Genomic DNA, 17,495 nt, shown 5'->3' with positions numbered 1-17,495 from the left:
CGGGCAGAGCCCAGTGAGGAACCAACCAAGCGAACGGATTGTTCTCTCCGCAGCACCCCGTTGCCTGCGCTCTCGACCTTCCCGTACTGAACCGTAAAAGGAGTTGCATGTCCCCGGTGGAAATTACCCCGGAGTTTAATCCGCTCAGGTCGCCATCCGACTATCGACTGAATCGTATCGCCGGGCCGTCCAGCCTCGTGATTTTCGGCGTAACCGGTGACCTCGCGCGCAAGAAACTCATGCCTGCGGTCTATGACCTCGCAAATCGAGGCTTACTGCCACCCGGATTCGCCCTCGTCGGGTTTGCTCGCCGAGACTGGGACAACGAAGACTTCATGGAAGTCGTGCACGATGCCGTCAAGGAGCATGCCCGTACCGAGTTCCATGAGGATGTTTGGGCGCAGCTAGCCGAAGGCATCCGTTTCGTTTCTGGCACCTTTGACGATAACGAGTCCTTCACGCGCCTCAGCCAGACCATTGACGAGTTGGACCGTGAGCGCGGCACGATGGGCAACCACGCGTTCTACCTGGCCATCCCGCCCAAGGCGTTCCCACAAGTGACAGAGCAGCTGCGCCGCTCCGGCCTGGCGGAGCAGAAAAACGGCCAATGGCGACGCGTCGTCATCGAGAAGCCATTCGGCAGCGACCTGACGACGGCACGGCAGCTCAATGACGTCGTCGAGTCGGTCTTTCCTCCAGACTCGGTCTTTCGGATCGACCACTACCTCGGCAAGGAGACGGTGCAAAATATCCTTGCGCTGCGCTTCGCCAACGAGATGTTCGAACCGCTCTGGAACGCCAACCACGTCGAACACGTGCAGATCACCATGGCTGAAGACATCGGCGTGGGAGGTCGGGCCGGCTACTATGACGGTATCGGTGCCGCCCGCGACGTGATCCAGAACCACCTGCTGCAGCTGCTCGCGCTCACGGCCATGGAAGAACCGATCTCCTTCGACGCTGCCGACCTGCGCGCCGAGAAGGAAAAAGTACTCGCCTCGGTTCGACTCCCCGCTGACCTCGGCGAGGGCACCGCGCGCGGGCAGTACGCCGGTGGCTGGCAGGGCGGAGAAAAAGTCGTCGGCTTCCTGGAGGAAGACGGCATGGACCCCGATTCCGTCACCGAAACCTACGCCGCCATGCGGCTCACAATCGACACCCGACGCTGGGCTGGTGTTCCGTTCTATCTGCGCGCCGGTAAACGCCTCGGACGTCGCGTGACAGAGATTGCCGTGGTCTTCAAACGAGCACCACAATACCTGTTCGCACCGGGCCAGACCGCCGAACTCGGCCACAACGCCCTGGTCATTCGGGTGCAGCCCGACGAGGGCGTCACCATCCGTTTCGGCTCGAAAGTTCCGGGTGTCGTCATGCAGGTTCGCGACGTGACCATGGACTTCGGTTACGGACACGCTTTCACCGAGGCGAGCCCCGAAGCGTATGAGAGACTCATCCTCGACGTACTTCTCGGCGACCCGCCCCTGTTCCCCCGCCACGAAGAGGTCGAATTGTCTTGGAAAATTCTCGACCCGATCGAAGAGTACTGGGCGACGCAAGGACAGCCAGAACCTTACCGCCCCGGAACCTGGGGACCCACATCCGCTGACGACCTGCTGGCCCGCGACGGCCGAACCTGGAGGCGACCATGATCGTTGATCTGCCCGACACCACCACCGCGAAAATATCGAAGGCGCTCGTACGTATTCGCGAGGAAGGCGGTGCTGTTGCCCTCGGACGTGTGCTGACCCTGATCATCGCGTCGCAGCTCGGACACGAGGAAGAGGCCATCGAAGCGGCCAACGACGCGTCGAGAGAACATCCGATGCGCGTCATCGTCGTATCTACGCAGGAGCACGATACGGCTGATGCCGTGGCGCGGGTTGATGCGGAGATTCGCGTCGGAGGCGACGCTGGCGCGAGCGAAGTCATCGTCTTGCGTGTCTACGGGGATGCCGCCGCCGACCCGGAAAGCCTGGTCACCGGTCTGCTGTTGTCGGATGCCCCGGTTGTCGCCTGGTGGCCCGGCACGGCTCCCGCCGTTCCCAGTGACTCCCCCATCGGCCGAATCGCCTATCGACGCATTACGGATGCCTCCGCCCAGCCAGACCCACAGGCAGCACTGCGCGAACTCTCCAGCACCTACCGGCCAGGCGACAACGATTTCGCCTGGACTCGACTGACGCTCTGGCGCGCCCAACTCGCCGCGGTTTTGGATCAGCCGCCCTACGAACCCATCATCGGTATTCAAGTCATTGGTGCAGCGGCGTCCCCCTCGACCACGCTGCTCGCCGCGTGGCTCCAGATGCAGCTGCAGGTACCCGTGGAGTGCAAGCTGACCACCGGCCCCTTGGCTAATGGTGTGCACGGCGTGCATCTGAAGCGAGCGTCGGGAACGATCTCACTCGAACGCGAGATTCCTGATATTGCCACACTCAGCCAGCCTGGGCAGCCGTTGCAGGACCTGACGCTCAAGCGTCGCAGCCTGCGGGACTGTCTGGCCGACGAGCTGCGCCGCCTCGACCCCGATGAGCTGTATGGTGAGGTCATCACCCGCGGGTTATCGCAGCTCAAAAAAGTGGTGAGCCAGTAGACCGGAGCCTAACCGTGACAAATGACCGACGCGTGCTACTGCACCAGAACAAGCACGCCCTAGCCGCATCGGTCGCTGCACGGTTCCTGACTAATATGGTGGACGTTCTGCACCAGCAGGAGGAGGCGAATGTCGTACTCACCGGTGGTTCCGTCGGTATTGCTGTTCTGGCCGCCGTCAACGAATCACCCGCCCGCGACACGATCGACTGGTCGCGGGTTAATTTCTGGTGGGGCGACGAGCGTTGGCTGCCGCGCGCTGATCCGGAGCGCAATGAATTGCAAGCACGCGAAGCGCTCCTGGACCACATTTCGGTGCCGCCAGAGAATATTCACGCCTTCGGAGCATCGGATGATGCGGTCGAAGCCGGTACGGATGCGCTCGATGCTGCAGCGGCGCGATATGCGGCGGAGTTACTGGGTCGTGCCCCCAATGGGGCCCAGTACCCTCGAATCGATGTGATGTTACTCGGAGTCGGACCGGACGGACACGTTGCGTCATTGTTCCCACACCGATCGGGTATCCGCGAGCGTGAAGCCAGTGTCGTCGCTGTGCGCGACTCCCCCAAGCCGCCGGCCGCCCGATTATCGTTGACCCGCCCCGTGATCAACTCCTCGGATCGCGTCTGGCTGGTGCTGGCTGGATCGGACAAGGCATCGGCGCTCGGACTGGCCCTCGCCGGAGCCAGCCGCGATGAGGTACCCGCTGCAGGCATCAAAGGCCGTTACCGCACCGTGTTCTTCGTCGACAACGACGCAGCAGCGCAAGTACCCGAAAGCCTCATCGCTCCGGGCTATTAGATTTACGCTCTCCGTTTATCCCTCACCCACCATCGGCGTGATCGGCTACAAAAAAACACCGGTTCTCTACCAATCGAGAACCGGTGTTTTGCGCTTTCGCGTCAGTTCGTCGGTGACAACTTGCCACGACGAACGCGCAGCTGGTTGAGGGCCTCTTCGAGCAGCGAGTCGGCCTCTTCTTCGGTACGACGCTCCTTGACATAGGCGAGGTGCGTTTTGTACGGCTCGAGCTTCACGACCGACGGAGGATTTTCCTTGTCGCGCCCGGCGGGCAGCCCCGATGATGGGCAATCGATGGTGACGGGAATTTCTTCGTCCGGTAAGCTTGCCGCAAAATACCGTACGGTTTCATTTCCGAGCGCATCCCAGTACGAGATTTTGATGCGGTCCGCGTGAAAACCCCGGTCCTGCTCGCCCATGGGGCCCGCGCCGACACGAGAGCCACGAATTGCGCTTCCGCCTGATGCCATCTTGTTCCTCCGTTGACTCGTGCAGTTGTGCGCTGCGAATTCGAGCTGTTAATGGTGCGATTGCTGTTGTGTTGTACCGTCAAGATCTATACCCGGAAAACTCAGGGTAACCCCGCGCGGGGCCAAAAGTTAAGCCCCTGTGTCGAACTTGGTGATCAAACCGAGAACTACGATGCAGGAGATCCACAGCAGACCCAGAATGACCGTGATGCGATTGAGGTTGCGCTCCGCAACGCCCGACGCTCCCAGGTTGGACGTTACGCCGCCGCCGAACATGTCCGACAATCCACCGCCCCGTCCCTTATGCAACAGAATGAGCATGGTGAGCAGGAGGCTCGTGATACCAACGAGCACCTGCATGACGACCTGGAGAATCTCCACACGAAACCTTTCGAAACACGGTGGGCGCAACTCGGGCGCCAAGACCATCGTAATTATACTCTGCAGGCAGCAGCGAGGTGGTTGCCGGACCGACAACCATCTCGCTGCTCACTGTCGGGTGCGCCGCGGCCTACAGGCCGACGTGCTTCTGATATCGAATAATGCTGGAAAATTCCGCAATATCCAAGCTCGCACCACCAACGAGGGCACCGTCGACATTGGGCTCCCGCATGAACGCGGCGATGTTGGTGCTCTTGACCGAACCGCCGTAGAGGATGCGGGTCTTGTCGGCGACGTCCTGCCCGAGGGTGTCGGAGAGAACCCCACGGAGTGCGGCCGCCACCTGCTCAGCCTGCTCCGGCGTGGCGGCCTGGCCGGACCCGATGGCCCAGACGGGCTCATAGGCCACGACGATGTCCACCGCGTTCGTGACACCCGAGAGAGCGGCACGCAGCTGGGCGACCGGAACCGCACTGGGACCATGAACGGCGAGGTCCTCGGCACTCTCTCCGACGCAAATCAGCGGCACGAGGTTGTGCTTGAGGGCGGCGGTTACCTTGGAGGCGACCTGCTCATCGGACTCGTTGTGCAGGGTGCGGCGTTCGGAGTGACCGATGATGACGTATTGGCACTCCAGCTGAGCGAGGAAGGCACCCGAAACCTCACCGGTGTACGCTCCCGAATCGTGTGCTGACACGTCTTGCGCACCGAAAGCGAGCGGAAGCTTGTCCGCCGAGATGAGGGTCTGCACGCTGCGCAGATCCGTGAACGGCGGGAACACGGCTACCTCGACCGCGGCGGTGTCGTGGCCGGCATCCTTGAGATTCCAAGCAAGCTTCTGCACGAAAGCGATCGCCTGGAGGTGGTCCAGGTTCATTTTCCAGTTGCCCGCAATCAGCGGTGTGCGCCGAGGGTTGATGTTCATTGCCATCCGAGGACCTCCAGTCCTGGGAGACGCTTGCCTTCGAGAAATTCGAGGCTCGCGCCGCCGCCGGTAGAAATATGACCGAATTGGTCGTCGTTAAAACCGAGAATGTGCACAGCAGCGGCGGAATCGCCACCACCGACAACGCTGAGGCCGGTGACCTCGGTGAGTGCGGCAGCCACTGTGCGGGTGCCTTCTGCGAACGGTGCCAGTTCAAAAACGCCCATCGGGCCGTTCCAGAACACCGTCTTCGATGCTCGAATAATCTCGGCAAACGCTTGAGCGGTGTCTGGCCCGATGTCCAAGCCGAGACCGTTCGCACCGAAGGGGGTGTTCTCGATTCCCTCTGCCGGGGTGGTCACGTGCTCAGCGTCGGCGCCGAACTTTGAGGCGACCACGACGTCTGTCGGCAGGACAATTTTCACTCCAAGACGTTCGGCTTCGGTCAAATATCCGCGAACCGTCTCAATTTGGTCGCTTTCCAAAAGACTGGCACCAACCTTGTGCCCCTGGGCGGCCAAGAAGGTAAACAGCATGCCGCCGCCAATCAGCAGCGAGTTCACGCGCGGCAGCAGGTGTCCGATCACGCCGAGCTTGTCGCTCACTTTCGAACCGCCCAGGATGACCGTGTACGGCGCCTGCGGCTTTTCGGTGAGCTGATCGAGCACGCCCAGTTCGGCGGCGATGAGCAGGCCGGCAGCGCTGGGAAGCAGCGTGGCCAGGTCGAACACGCTGGCCTGCTTGCGGTGCACGACGCCAAAGCCATCGGAGACGAGTGCATCGCCGAGCAGTGCGAGCTGGTGCGCGAACGCGAGGCGCTCGGCATCCACTTTGCTGGTTTCACCGGCGTTGAAGCGCAGGTTCTCCAGAACGACGATGTTCCCGTTCTGCAAGGCCGCGACGGCCTGCGTGGCCGCATCGCCGACGGTGTCGGTGGCGAAGGCGACAGGGAGATTCACCAGTTCGCTCAGGCGGGCAGCGACGGGCCGCAGGCTGTACTTTGGATCAACGGCCCCGCCGGGGCGCCCGAGGTGAGAAACAATCACCACGCGGGCGCCCTGAGCGACGAGGGCGTTGAGAGTGGGCAGTGACGCCCGCACTCGTCCGTCGTCGGTGATCTGCCCGTCTTTCAACGGAACATTCAGGTCGAAGCGGACAATAACCCGCTTGCCGGTCAGCGAACCGAGCGAGTCAATCGTGCGTAACGTCACCGCGCGGCCGTTAGAGTCGCTCGGCGACGAACTCGGTGAGGTCAACGAGACGGTTGGAGTAACCCCACTCGTTGTCGTACCACGAGGCAACCTTGACCTGATCGCCGATCACCTTGGTGAGGCCGGCGTCGAAGATCGAGGAGTGCGGGTCACCGACGATGTCGCTGGACACGATCGGGTCCTCGGTATAGCTGAGGATGCCCTTGAGCGGGCCATCGGCTGCAGCCTTGTAGGCGGCGTTCACTTCTTCGACCGTTACCGCACGGGAGGCGGTGAGGGTGAGGTCTGTGATCGAACCGGTCGGAACCGGAACGCGGAGCGCATAACCATCGAGCTTGCCGATGCTCTCCGGGATGACCAGGCCAAGAGCCTTAGCGGCACCGGTGGAGGTCGGGATGATGTTCAGCGCAGCGGCACGGGCACGACGGAGGTCACTGTGCGGCCCGTCCTGGAGGTTCTGGTCTGCGGTGTAGGCGTGGATGGTGGTCATGAGGCCACGCTCGATCCCGAAGTTGTCGAGGAACACCTTGACCAGCGGCGCAAGACAGTTCGTCGTGCAGGACGCGTTCGAGATAATGTCGTGGACCGCAGAATCATAGGTGTCTTCGTTCACACCGAGCACGAGCGTTGCCACGTCAGCACCCGTCGCCGGGGCAGACACTATGACCTTTTTGGCACCGGCAGCGATGTGCTTCTGCGCATCGACGGCCTTCGTGAAACGGCCGGTGGATTCGATGACAATTTCAACACCCAGGGTGCCCCACGGCAGGTTGGCCGGGTCGCGCTCGGCGAGCACCTTGATGGCCTTGCCGTTGACGATGATGTTGTCTCCGTCGACCTCGACGGTGGCGTTCAGGCGACCACCGACGGAGTCGTACTTGAGCAAGTGGGCGAGCGACGCGGGGTCGCTGAGGTCGTTGACGGCGACAATTTCGATGTCACTACCCTTGGTAAGGGCGGCTCGGAAGTAGTTTCGACCAATTCGGCCAAAACCGTTGATACCGATCTTTACGGACACAAATAGCTCCTGTTGTTGAAAAGGGCGCGGATGGCGCGATGAAAAAATGCTAAACGAACGCCGGTGCCCCGTATCGCACGGGGCACCAACAGCCTACGAGAGTAGTAGCAGGCCGTTCGTCTTCTCACGTGCAACGGTGAAGCGGTCCTGCACGTTTGCCCAGTTGGCAATGTTCCAGAAAGCCTTGACGTAGTCAGCGCGCACGTTGCGGTAGTCGAGGTAGTAGGCGTGCTCCCACACGTCGAGCATGAGAACTGGAACCGTACCGGCAGCGAAGTTGGACTGCTGGTCGAAAAACTGCTGGATGATCAGACGCTGACCGATGGAGTCCCACGCGAGCACGGCCCAGCCGGAGCCCTGCACACCGAGCGCGGCAGCGGTGAAATGCGCCTGGAACTTGTCGAAGGAACCAAAGTTGTCATCGATTGCCGCCGCGAGCTCGCCAACGGGCTTGTCGCCGCCGTTCGGGGACAGGTTGGTCCAAAAAATGGAATGGTTGACATGACCGCCGAGGTTGAAGGCGAGGTCTTTCTGGAGCTTGTTCACGTTGGCGAGGTTTCCGCTGTCGCGGGCCTCCGCGAGCTGGGCGAGTGCCGTGTTGGCGCCGGTGACGTAAGCCTGATGGTGCTTGCCATGGTGGAGTTCCATGATGGTGCCGCTGATGCTGGGCTCGAGAGCCGCGTAATCATAATCAAGGGTGGGGAGGGTGTATTCAGCCATTACTTTTCTCCTTGTGAGTTGTGCCACCGTACCGGGTGCGGCGGCGTTGTAAGCGACAATTCAGTCTAACCGCGAGCGTTCGAAGTCACAGAATTCATGACCTCGCGCACCGTCACGGTTCGATTTAGACGGGCGCTACGTCGTCGGGGTGAATCGGATAGCCGACGTCGGTGCCTTCGATGCCGAGTTCGACCGCTTTCTTGTCTGCCATAGCGAGCAGGCGTCGAATTCGGCCGGCGACGGCGTCCTTGGTCATGGGCGGATCGGCGTGGTGGCCGAGCTCGTCGAGGCTGGAGTCACGAAAGTTGAGACGCAGGTCTCCCGCGTAGCGCAGGTGTTCGGGGATATCCTCGCCGAGGATATCCATCGCTCGCTGCACGCGGGTGCAGGCCGCAACCGCCGCTTCGGCGGAACGACGCAGGTTGGCGTCATCAAAGTTGACCAATCGGTTTGCAGTGGCGCGCACCTCGCGACGTTGGCGCAAGGTTTCCCAGTTGAGCACCGTGTTAGTGGCACCCATGTGGACGAGCATCGCCCCAATGGCGTCGCCATCGCGGATGACGACGCGGTGCACCCCTCGGACTTCGCGCGCCTTGGCCGCAACGCCGAGGCGTCCGGCCGCTCCGACAAGTGCCATGGCTGCCTCGTTGCCGGGACAGACGACCTCCAGCGCCGCCGATCGGCCCGGATCGGTCAAGGTGCCATGGGCAAGGAAGGCGCCGCGCCAGACGGCGGCGATTTCTTCCTTCGAGCCCGTCGTCAGACGGTTGGGCAGACCGCGAATCGGGCGGCGGCGGGCATCCAGCAGGCCGGTCTGTCGCGCGAGTGTCTCGCCGCCCTCGATCACCTGAACGAGGTAATGGCTCGACTGACGGATGCCGGTGGCCGCGATGACCTGCAGAGCACTGCGTACCCCATAGAGTTCAGCGAGGTCTTTGCGCACCCGTCGAGCCAAGATGGCCGTGTCGAGTTCGGACTCGATCGCGATGCGGCTGCTGATCATGTGTAATCCGCCGGAGAACCGGAGAATCGTGGCCAGTTCGGCCGCGCGCACGGTGGTCTTGGAGACCTTTACGCGCGAAAGTTCATCTTTAACGTCGGCGGTGAGTGCCAATCGCTTTTCCATTCTGTTGATCAGTTGCGTTACGTCTGAGTGGTGAAAGCCTGGGGAGCCGGATGCTGCGCCCGGGCTCGCTTATTCGCGTCCGAGGTCGCGGTCCTTGATATTGACCGCGACACCGGGAAGTTTTTCAAGCCGAGAGGCCAGTTCCCTGGCCATGGCGACAGAGCGGTGCTTGCCTCCTGTGCAGCCGATGCCGATGGTGGCGTGGTGTTTATTTTCCCGCTGATACCCGGCCAGCACCGGCGCCATGGCGGCGGCGTAATGGTCGATGAAATCAAGGGCACCCGTTTGGGCAAGTACAAAGTCTCTCACCTCCGGCTCGACACCGGTGTGCGCGCGCAACTCGGGAATCCAGAACGGGTTCGGTAAAAAGCGCACGTCCGCGATCAGATCGACATCCGTCGGCAGACCGTACTTAAAGCCGAAGCTCATGATGGTCAGCTGCACCCCCGCTCGCCCCTCGGCCGCAAACCGCTCGGTGATCGTCGTCGCAAGCTGGTGCACGTTCAGGTCGGAGGTGTCGACAACGAGATCACTCGACTCCCGAACCGTGAGCAGCCGAGAACGCTCCGCCGAAATGCCGTCGAGAAGGGTGCCGTCGCCCTGCAGCGGATGCGGCCGTCGCACGGATTCAAACCTGCGCACAAGCGCGTCGTCCCGAGCTTCGAGAAAGATGACCTGCACCTGGGTGTTGCTACGGAGTTGATGCACGGTTTCGAGAAAATCACCGAACAGATCGCGGCCGCGAATGTCCACGACGGCCGCGATCTTGGGCAGATTCGTGCCGGCCCGTTCGACCAGATCGACCAGGGGCCGCAGCATTTGCGGCGGAAGATTGTCGACGACGTACCAGTCCAGGTCTTCCAATGCGTTGGCTACGGTGGAGCGTCCCGCCCCGGACATTCCCGTGACGATCAGCACTTCCTGCTTGTCGGGGTCCGTAGTCATTCTTGGAAATCGCCTTAATGAGAAGTTGATGGACTAGCAAGCCTACCGAGCGCTGGCCGGTTTCGGGTGTCGTTCAGGCGCGCAGGTGGGCGTGGATCGACTCCGCCAGCACCGAGCCGATGCCACGGACATCCGCAATTTCCGCCACCGAAGCCACCTTGAGGCGCGCCACTGAACCGAAATGTTGCAACAAAACTTTCACCCGAGCCGGCCCGAGCCCCGCGACTTCACCCAGAATCGAGGAGATGTCCTTTTTGCGGCGAATGCGCTGATGCGTGATGGCGAACCGATGGGCTTCGTCGCGGATGCGCTGGATCAGAAACAAAGCGTCGCTGTTGCGGGGCAGAATAACCGGATAGTCGGAGTCGGGCAGCCAGATTTCCTCAAGCCGCTTGGCGATCCCGCACAGCTGGATTCCGGTCACGCCCGATTCGGCCAGGGCGCGTTTGGCTGCGGCGACCTGCGGCTGGCCTCCGTCGACGATAAGCAGGTTGGGCAGGTACTTGAATTTGGCGCGCTTCTGCTCTACCTGGGCAATGTCGCTTAGATCATTAGCGCCCGGCGCGAGAGGTGATGCATCCGCAACACCTGCCTCTGGCTTCAGGTAAGCAAGGCGTCGAGTGAGAATCTGATAAATCGAGTCGGTGTCGTCGGTTGATTCGGGAATGTTGAAGCGTCGGTATTCATCTTTGCGGGGTAACCCGTCTTCGAAGACGACCATGGACGCGACGATGTTCGTGCCGCTCAGGTGCGACACGTCGTAGCACTCCATGCGCAGCGGAGCGTCCGGCATCTCGAGGGCGTCCTGAATGTCTTCCAGGGCCTTGGAACGTGCGACGAAGTCCGAGCTGCGACGGGTTTTGTAGAGCATCAGCGCCTGCTTGGCGTTGTTGCTCGCTGTCACGAGCAGAGCAGCCTTCTCACCGCGTTGGGCGGCAACGAGCCGCACCTTGCGACCGGCCAGGTCAGCCAGCGACGCCTCGAGAGCCTCCGCGTCGTCTGGCAGCTCGGGGAGCACGATTTCGCGCGGCGGCACTGCGTCGTGGTTGTACGCCGTCTGCATCATGGAATCGATGAGTTCACTCATGGTGACGTCGAGTTCCTTGTCGACCATCCACCCGCGCACGCCGCGGATACGCCCACCACGCACGATGAACAACTGCACGGCCGCCGCCAACTCGTCTTGCTCGATGGCGAACAGATCAATATCGACGTTGTCGCGCAGCACAACAGCGCTTTTTTCGAGTACGGCATTGAGTGCACGCACCTGATCACGACGTTTGCCGGCGATTTCATACTGCTGCGCCGCCGCGGCGTCTTTCATCTCCTGGGTGAGCAGGTTGATGAGTTTCTTGTCATGACTGCCCATGAAGCTCACGAACTCGTTGACGATCTTTCGGTGGTCTTCCATCGAAACCAGACCGGAACAGGGGCCGAAGCAGCGTCCGATCTGGCCGGCGAAACAGGGCTTGCCGCTCTGCATCGCCCGCTTGTAGTTGGCATTGCTGCAGGTGCGGATGGGAAAAGCCTTGAGCATGAGCTCAATGGTTTCGTGCACCGCCCACACCTTGGGGTATGGACCGAAATAGCGAGCACCCTTGATGCCTTCGGTGCGAGTGACCAAGGCGCGCGGCGCCTCGTCACCCAGCGTGACGGCGAGATACGGGTAGGACTTATCGTCTTTGAACTGCACGTTGAAAGGCGGATCGAACTCGTTGATCCACATCCATTCGAGCTGCAGTGCCTCGACCTCGGTGCCGACGACCGTCCACTCGACCCCGGCCGCAGACGTCACCATGCGCCGGGTACGTTCGTGCAGGCTATGCAGCGGCGCGAAATAATTGCTCAGCCGCGCACGCAGGTTTTTAGCCTTACCGACATAGAGGATGCGCCCGGTCGCGTCGCGGAACCGGTACACCCCGGGGGTCGTAGGAATCTCGCCCGTTTTTGGGCGATAGCTCAGGGCATCAGACATGGATATTTGCCGCCTAGTCGGCAGCCAGGACCTCTTTCAGGAAGGTACCAGTGAAGCTCTTCTTGACCGTGGCGAGATGTTCGGGCGTGCCGGTCGCGAGCACTTTGCCGCCGCCGGAGCCGCCTTCTGGTCCGAGGTCGATCACCCAGTCAGCGGACTTGATGACGTCGAGGTTGTGCTCGATGACAATGACGGTGTTGCCCTTGTCGACAAGGCTGTTGAGCACGAGCAGCAGTTTGCGCACGTCTTCGAAGTGCAGGCCCGTTGTGGGCTCGTCGAGCACGTACACGCTGCGACCGTTGGAGCGTCGCTGCAATTCGGTGGCGAGCTTCACCCGCTGAGCTTCGCCGCCGGAAAGTGTGGTGGCGCTTTGGCCGAGCCGCACGTAACCGAGGCCGACCTCGACCAGCGTCTTGAGAAAACGGTGGATGGACGAGATCGGTTCGAAGAAATCGGCCGCCTCGCTGATCGGCATGTCGAGCACCTCGGCGATGTTCTTGCCCTTGTAGTGCACGGTGAGGGTGTCGCGGTTGTACCGGTCTCCCCCACACACTTCACAGGCGACATACACGTCGGGCAGAAAGTTCATTTCGATCTTGATCGTGCCGTCGCCCGAGCAGGCTTCGCAGCGCCCGCCCTTGACGTTGAAGCTGAACCGGCCGGGCAGGTAGCCGCGAGTCTTGGATTCGATGGTTTCCGAGAACAAAGTGCGGATCTTGTCGAACACGCCGGTGTAGGTGGCCGGGTTGGAGCGCGGCGTGCGGCCGATCGGTGCCTGGTCGACATGGATTACCTTGTCCAGCTGCTCCAGCCCGGTAACCCTGGTGTGCTTACCTGGCAGCTTGCGGGCACCGTTGAGCCGGTTGGCGAGCACCCGGTAGAGGATGTCGTTGACGAGCGAGGACTTGCCGGAGCCGCTCACCCCGGTGACAGCGGTGAATGTGCCGAGGGGGAAAGTCACCGAAACCTTCTGCAGGTTGTTCGCCTCCGCACCGGTGACGCCGATGAGTCGTTCCGGGTCGATCGGGCGGCGAGTTTTCGGCGTGGCGATGGACTTGCGCCCGGACAGGTAGTCTCCGGTGAGCGATTTGGTATTGGCCAGCAGTCCCTCATAAGACCCGGAGTGCACGACGTGCCCGCCGTTGATCCCGGCGCCCGGCCCGATGTCAACGACCCAGTCGGCGGTTTTGATGGTGTCTTCGTCGTGCTCGACCACGATGAGCGTATTACCGAGGTCACGCAGGGTGACGAGCGTCTCGATCAGGCGGCGATTGTCACGCTGGTGCAGGCCGATGCTCGGCTCATCGAGCACATAGAGCACCCCGGTGAGGCCGGAGCCGATCTGCGTCGCCAAGCGGATGCGCTGCGCCTCGCCACCGGAGAGGGTCGCCGCAGCACGAGCCAGGTTGAGATAGTTCAACCCGACCCGAATCAGAAAGTCGAGGCGTGCCCGGATCTCGCGCAAGACCTGAGCGGCAATGGCAGCCTCACGGTCCGTGAGCGTGAGCCGGTCCATGAATTCGCGTGCGTCGCTCAAGCTGAGCGCGCAGACATCCGCAATGCTCGCCTCGTGCACGAGTACGGCGAGCACTTCGGGCTTGAGCCGGGTGCCTTTGCAGACATGGCAGTCAACCTCGCGCAGGTACTCGGACCAGCGCTGACGCTGGGTGTCGCTCTCGGCCTGCAGGTACTGGCGTTCGATGTAGGGAACGACGCCCTCAAAGCCCGAGGTGTAGCTCATCTCCCGGCCATAGCGGTTCTTCCACTTGACGCGCACCTCGAAGTTGTCACCGCGCATGACGGCGTTCTGTACCTCACTGGTCAGCTCACCCCAGGGGGTGTCGAGAGAGAAGTCGAGGTCACGGGCGAGGCCGTCGAGCAGCTTCTCGTAGTACTGGAACAGGCCCTTGCCCTGGGTGGTCCACGGCAGCACAACTCCCTCGGCGATGCTCAAGTCGGGATCGCCGAGCAGCAGGTCTTCGTCGACCGACATGCGGGTGCCGAGACCGGAGCACTCGGGGCAGGCGCCGAACGGAGCGTTGAACGAGAAGGTGCGCGGCTCGATTTCGGTCAGCTGCACCGGGTGGTTGTTCGGGCAGGAGAGCTTTTCGGAATAGTTCTGCCAAGCCTTATCGCCTTCTTCGTCGAGAAAGTTGATCTGAACGAGTCCGTCGGTGAGTTTGAGCGCTGTTTCGAGCGAGTCGGTGAGGCGGGAAAGCAGCTCAGGGCCGGCGACGAGGCGGTCGACGATGACCGCGATATCGTGCTTCTGCTGTTTCTTGAGCGTGGGCGGTTCACTGAGCTGAATCTGTGTACCGTCGACGATCGCGCGGGAATAGCCACCACCGGCGAGTTCCTGGAACAGGTCGACGAACTCGCCCTTCTTTTGCGAGATGATCGGGCTGACCACTTGGTAGCGGATGCCCGCTTTCAGCTCCATGAGCTGGTCGGCGATCTGCTGTACGGTCTGGGACTGGATGATCTCACCGCAGACGGCGCAGTGCGGCACACCGATGCGGGCCCAGAGCAGGCGCATGTAGTCGTAGATTTCCGTGATGGTCCCCACCGTGGACCGCGGGTTACGGTTAGTCGATTTCTGATCGATCGAGACCGCCGGGCTCAGACCTTCGATGAAGTCCACGTCGGGACGATCAACCTGCCCGAGGAACTGCCGAGCGTACGCTGAAAGCGACTCGACGTAGCGGCGCTGACCCTCGGCGAAAATGGTGTCAAAGGCCAGCGATGACTTGCCCGAACCCGAAAGCCCGGTGAAAACTATGAGCGAATCGCGCGGAATCTCCAGATCAACGTTGTGGAGGTTGTGTACGCGGGCTCCGCGCACACTGAGTTTCGGACCGTTTTCTACCTTCGTTATTGACACCTATCGAGTCTATGCAACGCCACCGACACTGCTGTACAAAGACCGCCGCCGAGAGCGAACACACGGATACCCACATCTTGTTCCGGGGTATTTATATGCTCAAAAATTATGACCCGGATGAACCACCGGAGCCAGTGTCTTCAGCCAGGGCCTGCTCGGCATCTCGAAACGGGTGCTTTCTCGGCTGGCGCGACGTCTGGGGTGGGCGGGCCGCATCCGCTCTCGCGGCACTCACTAGGGCTGAGGGCACGCAGTGTAACGAGTGCCGCGACACCCGACGAGTGCCACGAGACCCGACGAGTGCCACGAAGTGGGGAACGAACAGCCCGTGCCCCTGTGGGATTGGTACCGGTATATGAGGTTCCCCGGGCGACTACTGCAGGTGGCCGGCCTTCTCCATTTGTCGCAGTTCACGCTTGAGCTCGGAGAGCTCATCGCGCAGGCGCGCGGCAAGCTCGAACTTCAGCTCCCCGGCAGCCTCGAGCATCTGCGAGTTGAGGTCGGCGATGATCGACTCGAGGTCGTTGGCGCCGTTCGCGGCGAGGCCGACCCGCCGGTTGGGACTGGAACTCTTGCGCCGGGCATCTCGGCCGGCGAGCAGTTCGGCGGTGTCGGCTTCCTCCCGGGCGAGGGCCTCGGTGATGTCGCCGATGCGTTTGCGCAGCGGCGTCGGGTCGATGCCGTGCAGGGTGTTGTACGCGACCTGCTTCTCCCGACGACGATCGGTCTCGTCAATCGCTTTCGCCATGGATGCCGTCAGCCGGTCGGCGTACATGTGCACCTCGCCGGACACGTTGCGGGCGGCTCGCCCGATGGTCTGGATGAGGGACGTGGCCGAGCGCAGGAAGCCTTCTTTGTCGGCGTCGAGGATGGCGACGAGGGATACCTCGGGCAGGTCGAGGCCCTCGCGCAGCAGGTTGATGCCGACCAGCACATCGTAAATGCCCGCACGGAGCTCGGTGAGGAGCTCGACTCGACGCAGGGTGTCGACGTCGGAGTGCAGGTAGCGCACGCGCACCCCCGCTTCGGTGAGAAAGTCGGTGAGGTTCTCGGCCATTTTCTTGGTGAGCGTTGTGACCAGCACGCGCTCATTGCGTTCGGCGCGTTTTTTGATTTCTTCCAGCAGGTCGTCGATCTGCCCCGCGCTCGGCTTGACGATGATCTGGGGGTCGATCAAGCCGGTCGGGCGGATGATCTGTTCGACGATGCCATCGGCGATACCCATCTCGTACTTGCCCGGCGTGGCCGACAGGTACACGGTCTGACCCACTCGGTTCTTGAACTCGTTGAACTTCAGCGGTCGATTGTCCAGCGCGCTCGGCAGCCGAAAGCCGTGGTCGACCAGGGTGCGCTTTCGCGAGGAATCCCCCTCGTACATGGCACCGATCTGCGGCACGGTCACGTGCGACTCATCGATGACCATGAGAAAGTCGTCGGGAAAATAGTCGAGCAGGCAGTGCGGAGCCTCCCCCGGCTCACGGGCATCGATGTGCCGGGAGTAGTTCTCGATGCCGGAGCAGAACCCGATCTGCTCCATCATCTCGAGGTCGAAGGTGGTGCGCATGCGCAGCCGCTGGGCTTCGAGTAGCTTGCCCTCACGTTCGAGCACCTCGAGGCGCTCTGCAAGTTCGATCTCGATGGTGCCGATGGCACGGCGCATAACGTCGTCGCTTGCGACATAGTGCGACCCGGGAAAAACGGATACCGAATCGAGTTTCTTGACGATGTCACCGGTGAGCGGATGCAGGCTGTAGAGCCCCTCAATCTCATCACCGAACATTTCGATGCGAATAGCGAGCTCTTCGTACATCGGGATGATCTCGATCGTGTCACCGCGCACTCGAAAATTGCCTCGCGAAAAATCAACATCGTTTCGTTTGTATTGCATAGCCACGAATTTGCGTACCAACCAGTCGCGGCTGACTTTCTGGCCTACCTGTAGCGCGATCATGGCGTCGAGGTAGCCTTGCGGCGTGCCGAGCCCGTAGATGCACGACACGGTGGACACCACGATGACGTCGCGACGGGAGAGCAGCGAATTGGTGGTGGAGTGCCGCAGCCGTTCGACCTCCTCATTGATCGAGGAGTCCTTTTCGATAAACGTGTCGGTCTGCGGAACGTAGGCTTCGGGCTGGTAGTAGTCGTAATACGAGACGAAGTACTCGACCGCGTTGTTGGGCATCAGATCGCGAAATTCGTTGACCAGCTGGGCCGCGAGAGTCTTGTTGTGGGCCAGCACGAGCGTGGGGCGTTGCACCTGCTCGATCAGCCAGGCGGTCGTGGCTGACTTGCCGGTACCGGTAGCTCCGAGCAGAACGATGTCAGTTTCACCGGCATTGATGCGGGCGGTCAGGTTCGCGATGGCGGACGGCTGATCGCCGCTCGGGGTGTACTCACTGACCACTTCAAACGGGTTCACAGAGCGCGTGGGTTCCATGGCTCCCATTCTACAA

Annotated in this window: 14 protein-coding genes; 3 read left to right on the top strand and 11 right to left on the bottom strand. The window is 61.7% G+C overall.

Annotated elements, in window-relative coordinates; translation table 11 throughout:
* The first annotated feature begins 107 nt into the window (after nt 1-107).
* From zwf to pgl, 3 genes are read left to right on the top strand one after another with little or no spacing between them, the layout of a single operon-like run.
* A complete protein-coding gene (zwf, locus tag CXY72_RS18360; RefSeq protein WP_104129088.1) occupies nt 108-1,649 on the top strand; it encodes a glucose-6-phosphate dehydrogenase in 1,542 nt (513 codons plus the stop codon).
* Nucleotides 1,646-2,590 carry a glucose-6-phosphate dehydrogenase assembly protein OpcA gene (locus CXY72_RS18355; protein ID WP_104129087.1) on the top strand — a complete coding sequence of 315 codons (945 nt, stop codon included), beginning with the start codon at nt 1,646-1,648 and terminating at the stop codon, nt 2,588-2,590. The genes zwf and CXY72_RS18355 overlap by 4 nt, the downstream gene beginning before the upstream one ends.
* 14 nt (nt 2,591-2,604) lie before the next feature.
* Nucleotides 2,605-3,390, top strand: a complete 786-nt coding sequence (gene pgl / locus CXY72_RS18350; protein ID WP_104129086.1) for a 6-phosphogluconolactonase — start codon at nt 2,605-2,607, stop codon at nt 3,388-3,390.
* A 101-nt stretch (nt 3,391-3,491) separates the two neighbouring features.
* On the opposite strand, the gene CXY72_RS18345 is transcribed toward pgl, so the two are convergent.
* The 11 genes from CXY72_RS18345 to uvrB form a co-directional block, all read right to left on the bottom strand.
* The gene (locus CXY72_RS18345; protein ID WP_104129085.1) at nt 3,492-3,860 is read right to left on the bottom strand and encodes an RNA polymerase-binding protein RbpA; all 369 of its coding nucleotides are present in this window, start codon (nt 3,858-3,860) and stop codon (nt 3,492-3,494) included.
* A gap of 129 nt (nt 3,861-3,989) precedes the next feature.
* Nucleotides 3,990-4,241 carry a preprotein translocase subunit SecG gene (secG, locus tag CXY72_RS18340; RefSeq protein WP_092340102.1) on the bottom strand — a complete coding sequence of 84 codons (252 nt, stop codon included), beginning with the start codon at nt 4,239-4,241 and terminating at the stop codon, nt 3,990-3,992.
* A 130-nt stretch (nt 4,242-4,371) separates the two neighbouring features.
* Nucleotides 4,372-5,166 carry a triose-phosphate isomerase gene (tpiA, locus tag CXY72_RS18335; protein ID WP_104129084.1) on the bottom strand — a complete coding sequence of 265 codons (795 nt, stop codon included), beginning with the start codon at nt 5,164-5,166 and terminating at the stop codon, nt 4,372-4,374.
* Nucleotides 5,163-6,377 (bottom strand): phosphoglycerate kinase, encoded by a 1,215-nt coding sequence (gene pgk / locus CXY72_RS18330; RefSeq protein WP_104129083.1) that lies wholly within the window; start codon nt 6,375-6,377, stop codon nt 5,163-5,165. The genes tpiA and pgk overlap by 4 nt, the downstream gene beginning before the upstream one ends.
* A 10-nt stretch (nt 6,378-6,387) precedes the next feature.
* A complete protein-coding gene (gap, locus tag CXY72_RS18325; protein WP_104129082.1) occupies nt 6,388-7,395 on the bottom strand; it encodes a type I glyceraldehyde-3-phosphate dehydrogenase in 1,008 nt (335 codons plus the stop codon).
* 93 nt (nt 7,396-7,488) lie between these two features.
* Nucleotides 7,489-8,115, bottom strand: coding sequence for a superoxide dismutase (locus CXY72_RS18320; RefSeq protein WP_104129081.1), 627 nt, complete (start codon nt 8,113-8,115; stop codon nt 7,489-7,491).
* Between the two features lie 124 nt (nt 8,116-8,239).
* The gene (gene whiA, locus CXY72_RS18315; protein WP_104129080.1) at nt 8,240-9,229 is read right to left on the bottom strand and encodes a DNA-binding protein WhiA; all 990 of its coding nucleotides are present in this window, start codon (nt 9,227-9,229) and stop codon (nt 8,240-8,242) included.
* Between the two features lie 81 nt (nt 9,230-9,310).
* Nucleotides 9,311-10,186, bottom strand: a complete 876-nt coding sequence (rapZ, locus tag CXY72_RS18310) for an RNase adapter RapZ (RefSeq protein ID WP_104129079.1) — start codon at nt 10,184-10,186, stop codon at nt 9,311-9,313.
* A 73-nt stretch (nt 10,187-10,259) separates the two neighbouring features.
* Nucleotides 10,260-12,161, bottom strand: a complete 1,902-nt coding sequence (uvrC, locus tag CXY72_RS18305) for an excinuclease ABC subunit UvrC (RefSeq protein ID WP_104129078.1) — start codon at nt 12,159-12,161, stop codon at nt 10,260-10,262.
* A gap of 13 nt (nt 12,162-12,174) precedes the next feature.
* Nucleotides 12,175-15,042: an excinuclease ABC subunit UvrA gene (uvrA, locus tag CXY72_RS18300; RefSeq protein ID WP_104129077.1), complete on the bottom strand. Its 2,868-nt coding sequence runs from the start codon at nt 15,040-15,042 to the stop codon at nt 12,175-12,177.
* Nucleotides 15,043-15,415: 373 nt separating this feature from the next.
* Nucleotides 15,416-17,479: an excinuclease ABC subunit UvrB gene (gene uvrB, locus CXY72_RS18295; protein ID WP_104129076.1), complete on the bottom strand. Its 2,064-nt coding sequence runs from the start codon at nt 17,477-17,479 to the stop codon at nt 15,416-15,418.
* Nucleotides 17,480-17,495 lie beyond the last annotated feature (16 nt).

Source organism: Cryobacterium sp. Y57 (genome assembly GCF_002929505.1).
Classification (GTDB): domain Bacteria; phylum Actinomycetota; class Actinomycetes; order Actinomycetales; family Microbacteriaceae; genus Cryobacterium.
Note: the sequence above shows the minus strand (reverse complement) of the source record. Positions and strands in the feature narration are given on the sequence as shown.

Excerpts from the sequence above, each read along its gene's own strand:
- tpiA (WP_104129084.1), bottom strand. The coding sequence starts at position 5,166 with ATGAACATCAACCCTCGGCGCACACCGCTGATTGCGGGCAACTGGAAA.
- uvrB (WP_104129076.1), bottom strand. The coding sequence starts at position 17,479 with ATGGAACCCACGCGCTCTGTGAACCCGTTTGAAGTGGTCAGTGAGTAC.
- zwf (WP_104129088.1), top strand. The coding sequence starts at position 108 with ATGTCCCCGGTGGAAATTACCCCGGAGTTTAATCCGCTCAGGTCGCCA.
- CXY72_RS18345 (WP_104129085.1), bottom strand. The coding sequence starts at position 3,860 with ATGGCATCAGGCGGAAGCGCAATTCGTGGCTCTCGTGTCGGCGCGGGC.
- uvrC (WP_104129078.1), bottom strand. The coding sequence starts at position 12,161 with ATGTCTGATGCCCTGAGCTATCGCCCAAAAACGGGCGAGATTCCTACG.
- CXY72_RS18320 (WP_104129081.1), bottom strand. The coding sequence starts at position 8,115 with ATGGCTGAATACACCCTCCCCACCCTTGATTATGATTACGCGGCTCTC.
- rapZ (WP_104129079.1), bottom strand. The coding sequence starts at position 10,186 with ATGACTACGGACCCCGACAAGCAGGAAGTGCTGATCGTCACGGGAATG.
- CXY72_RS18355 (WP_104129087.1), top strand. The coding sequence starts at position 1,646 with ATGATCGTTGATCTGCCCGACACCACCACCGCGAAAATATCGAAGGCG.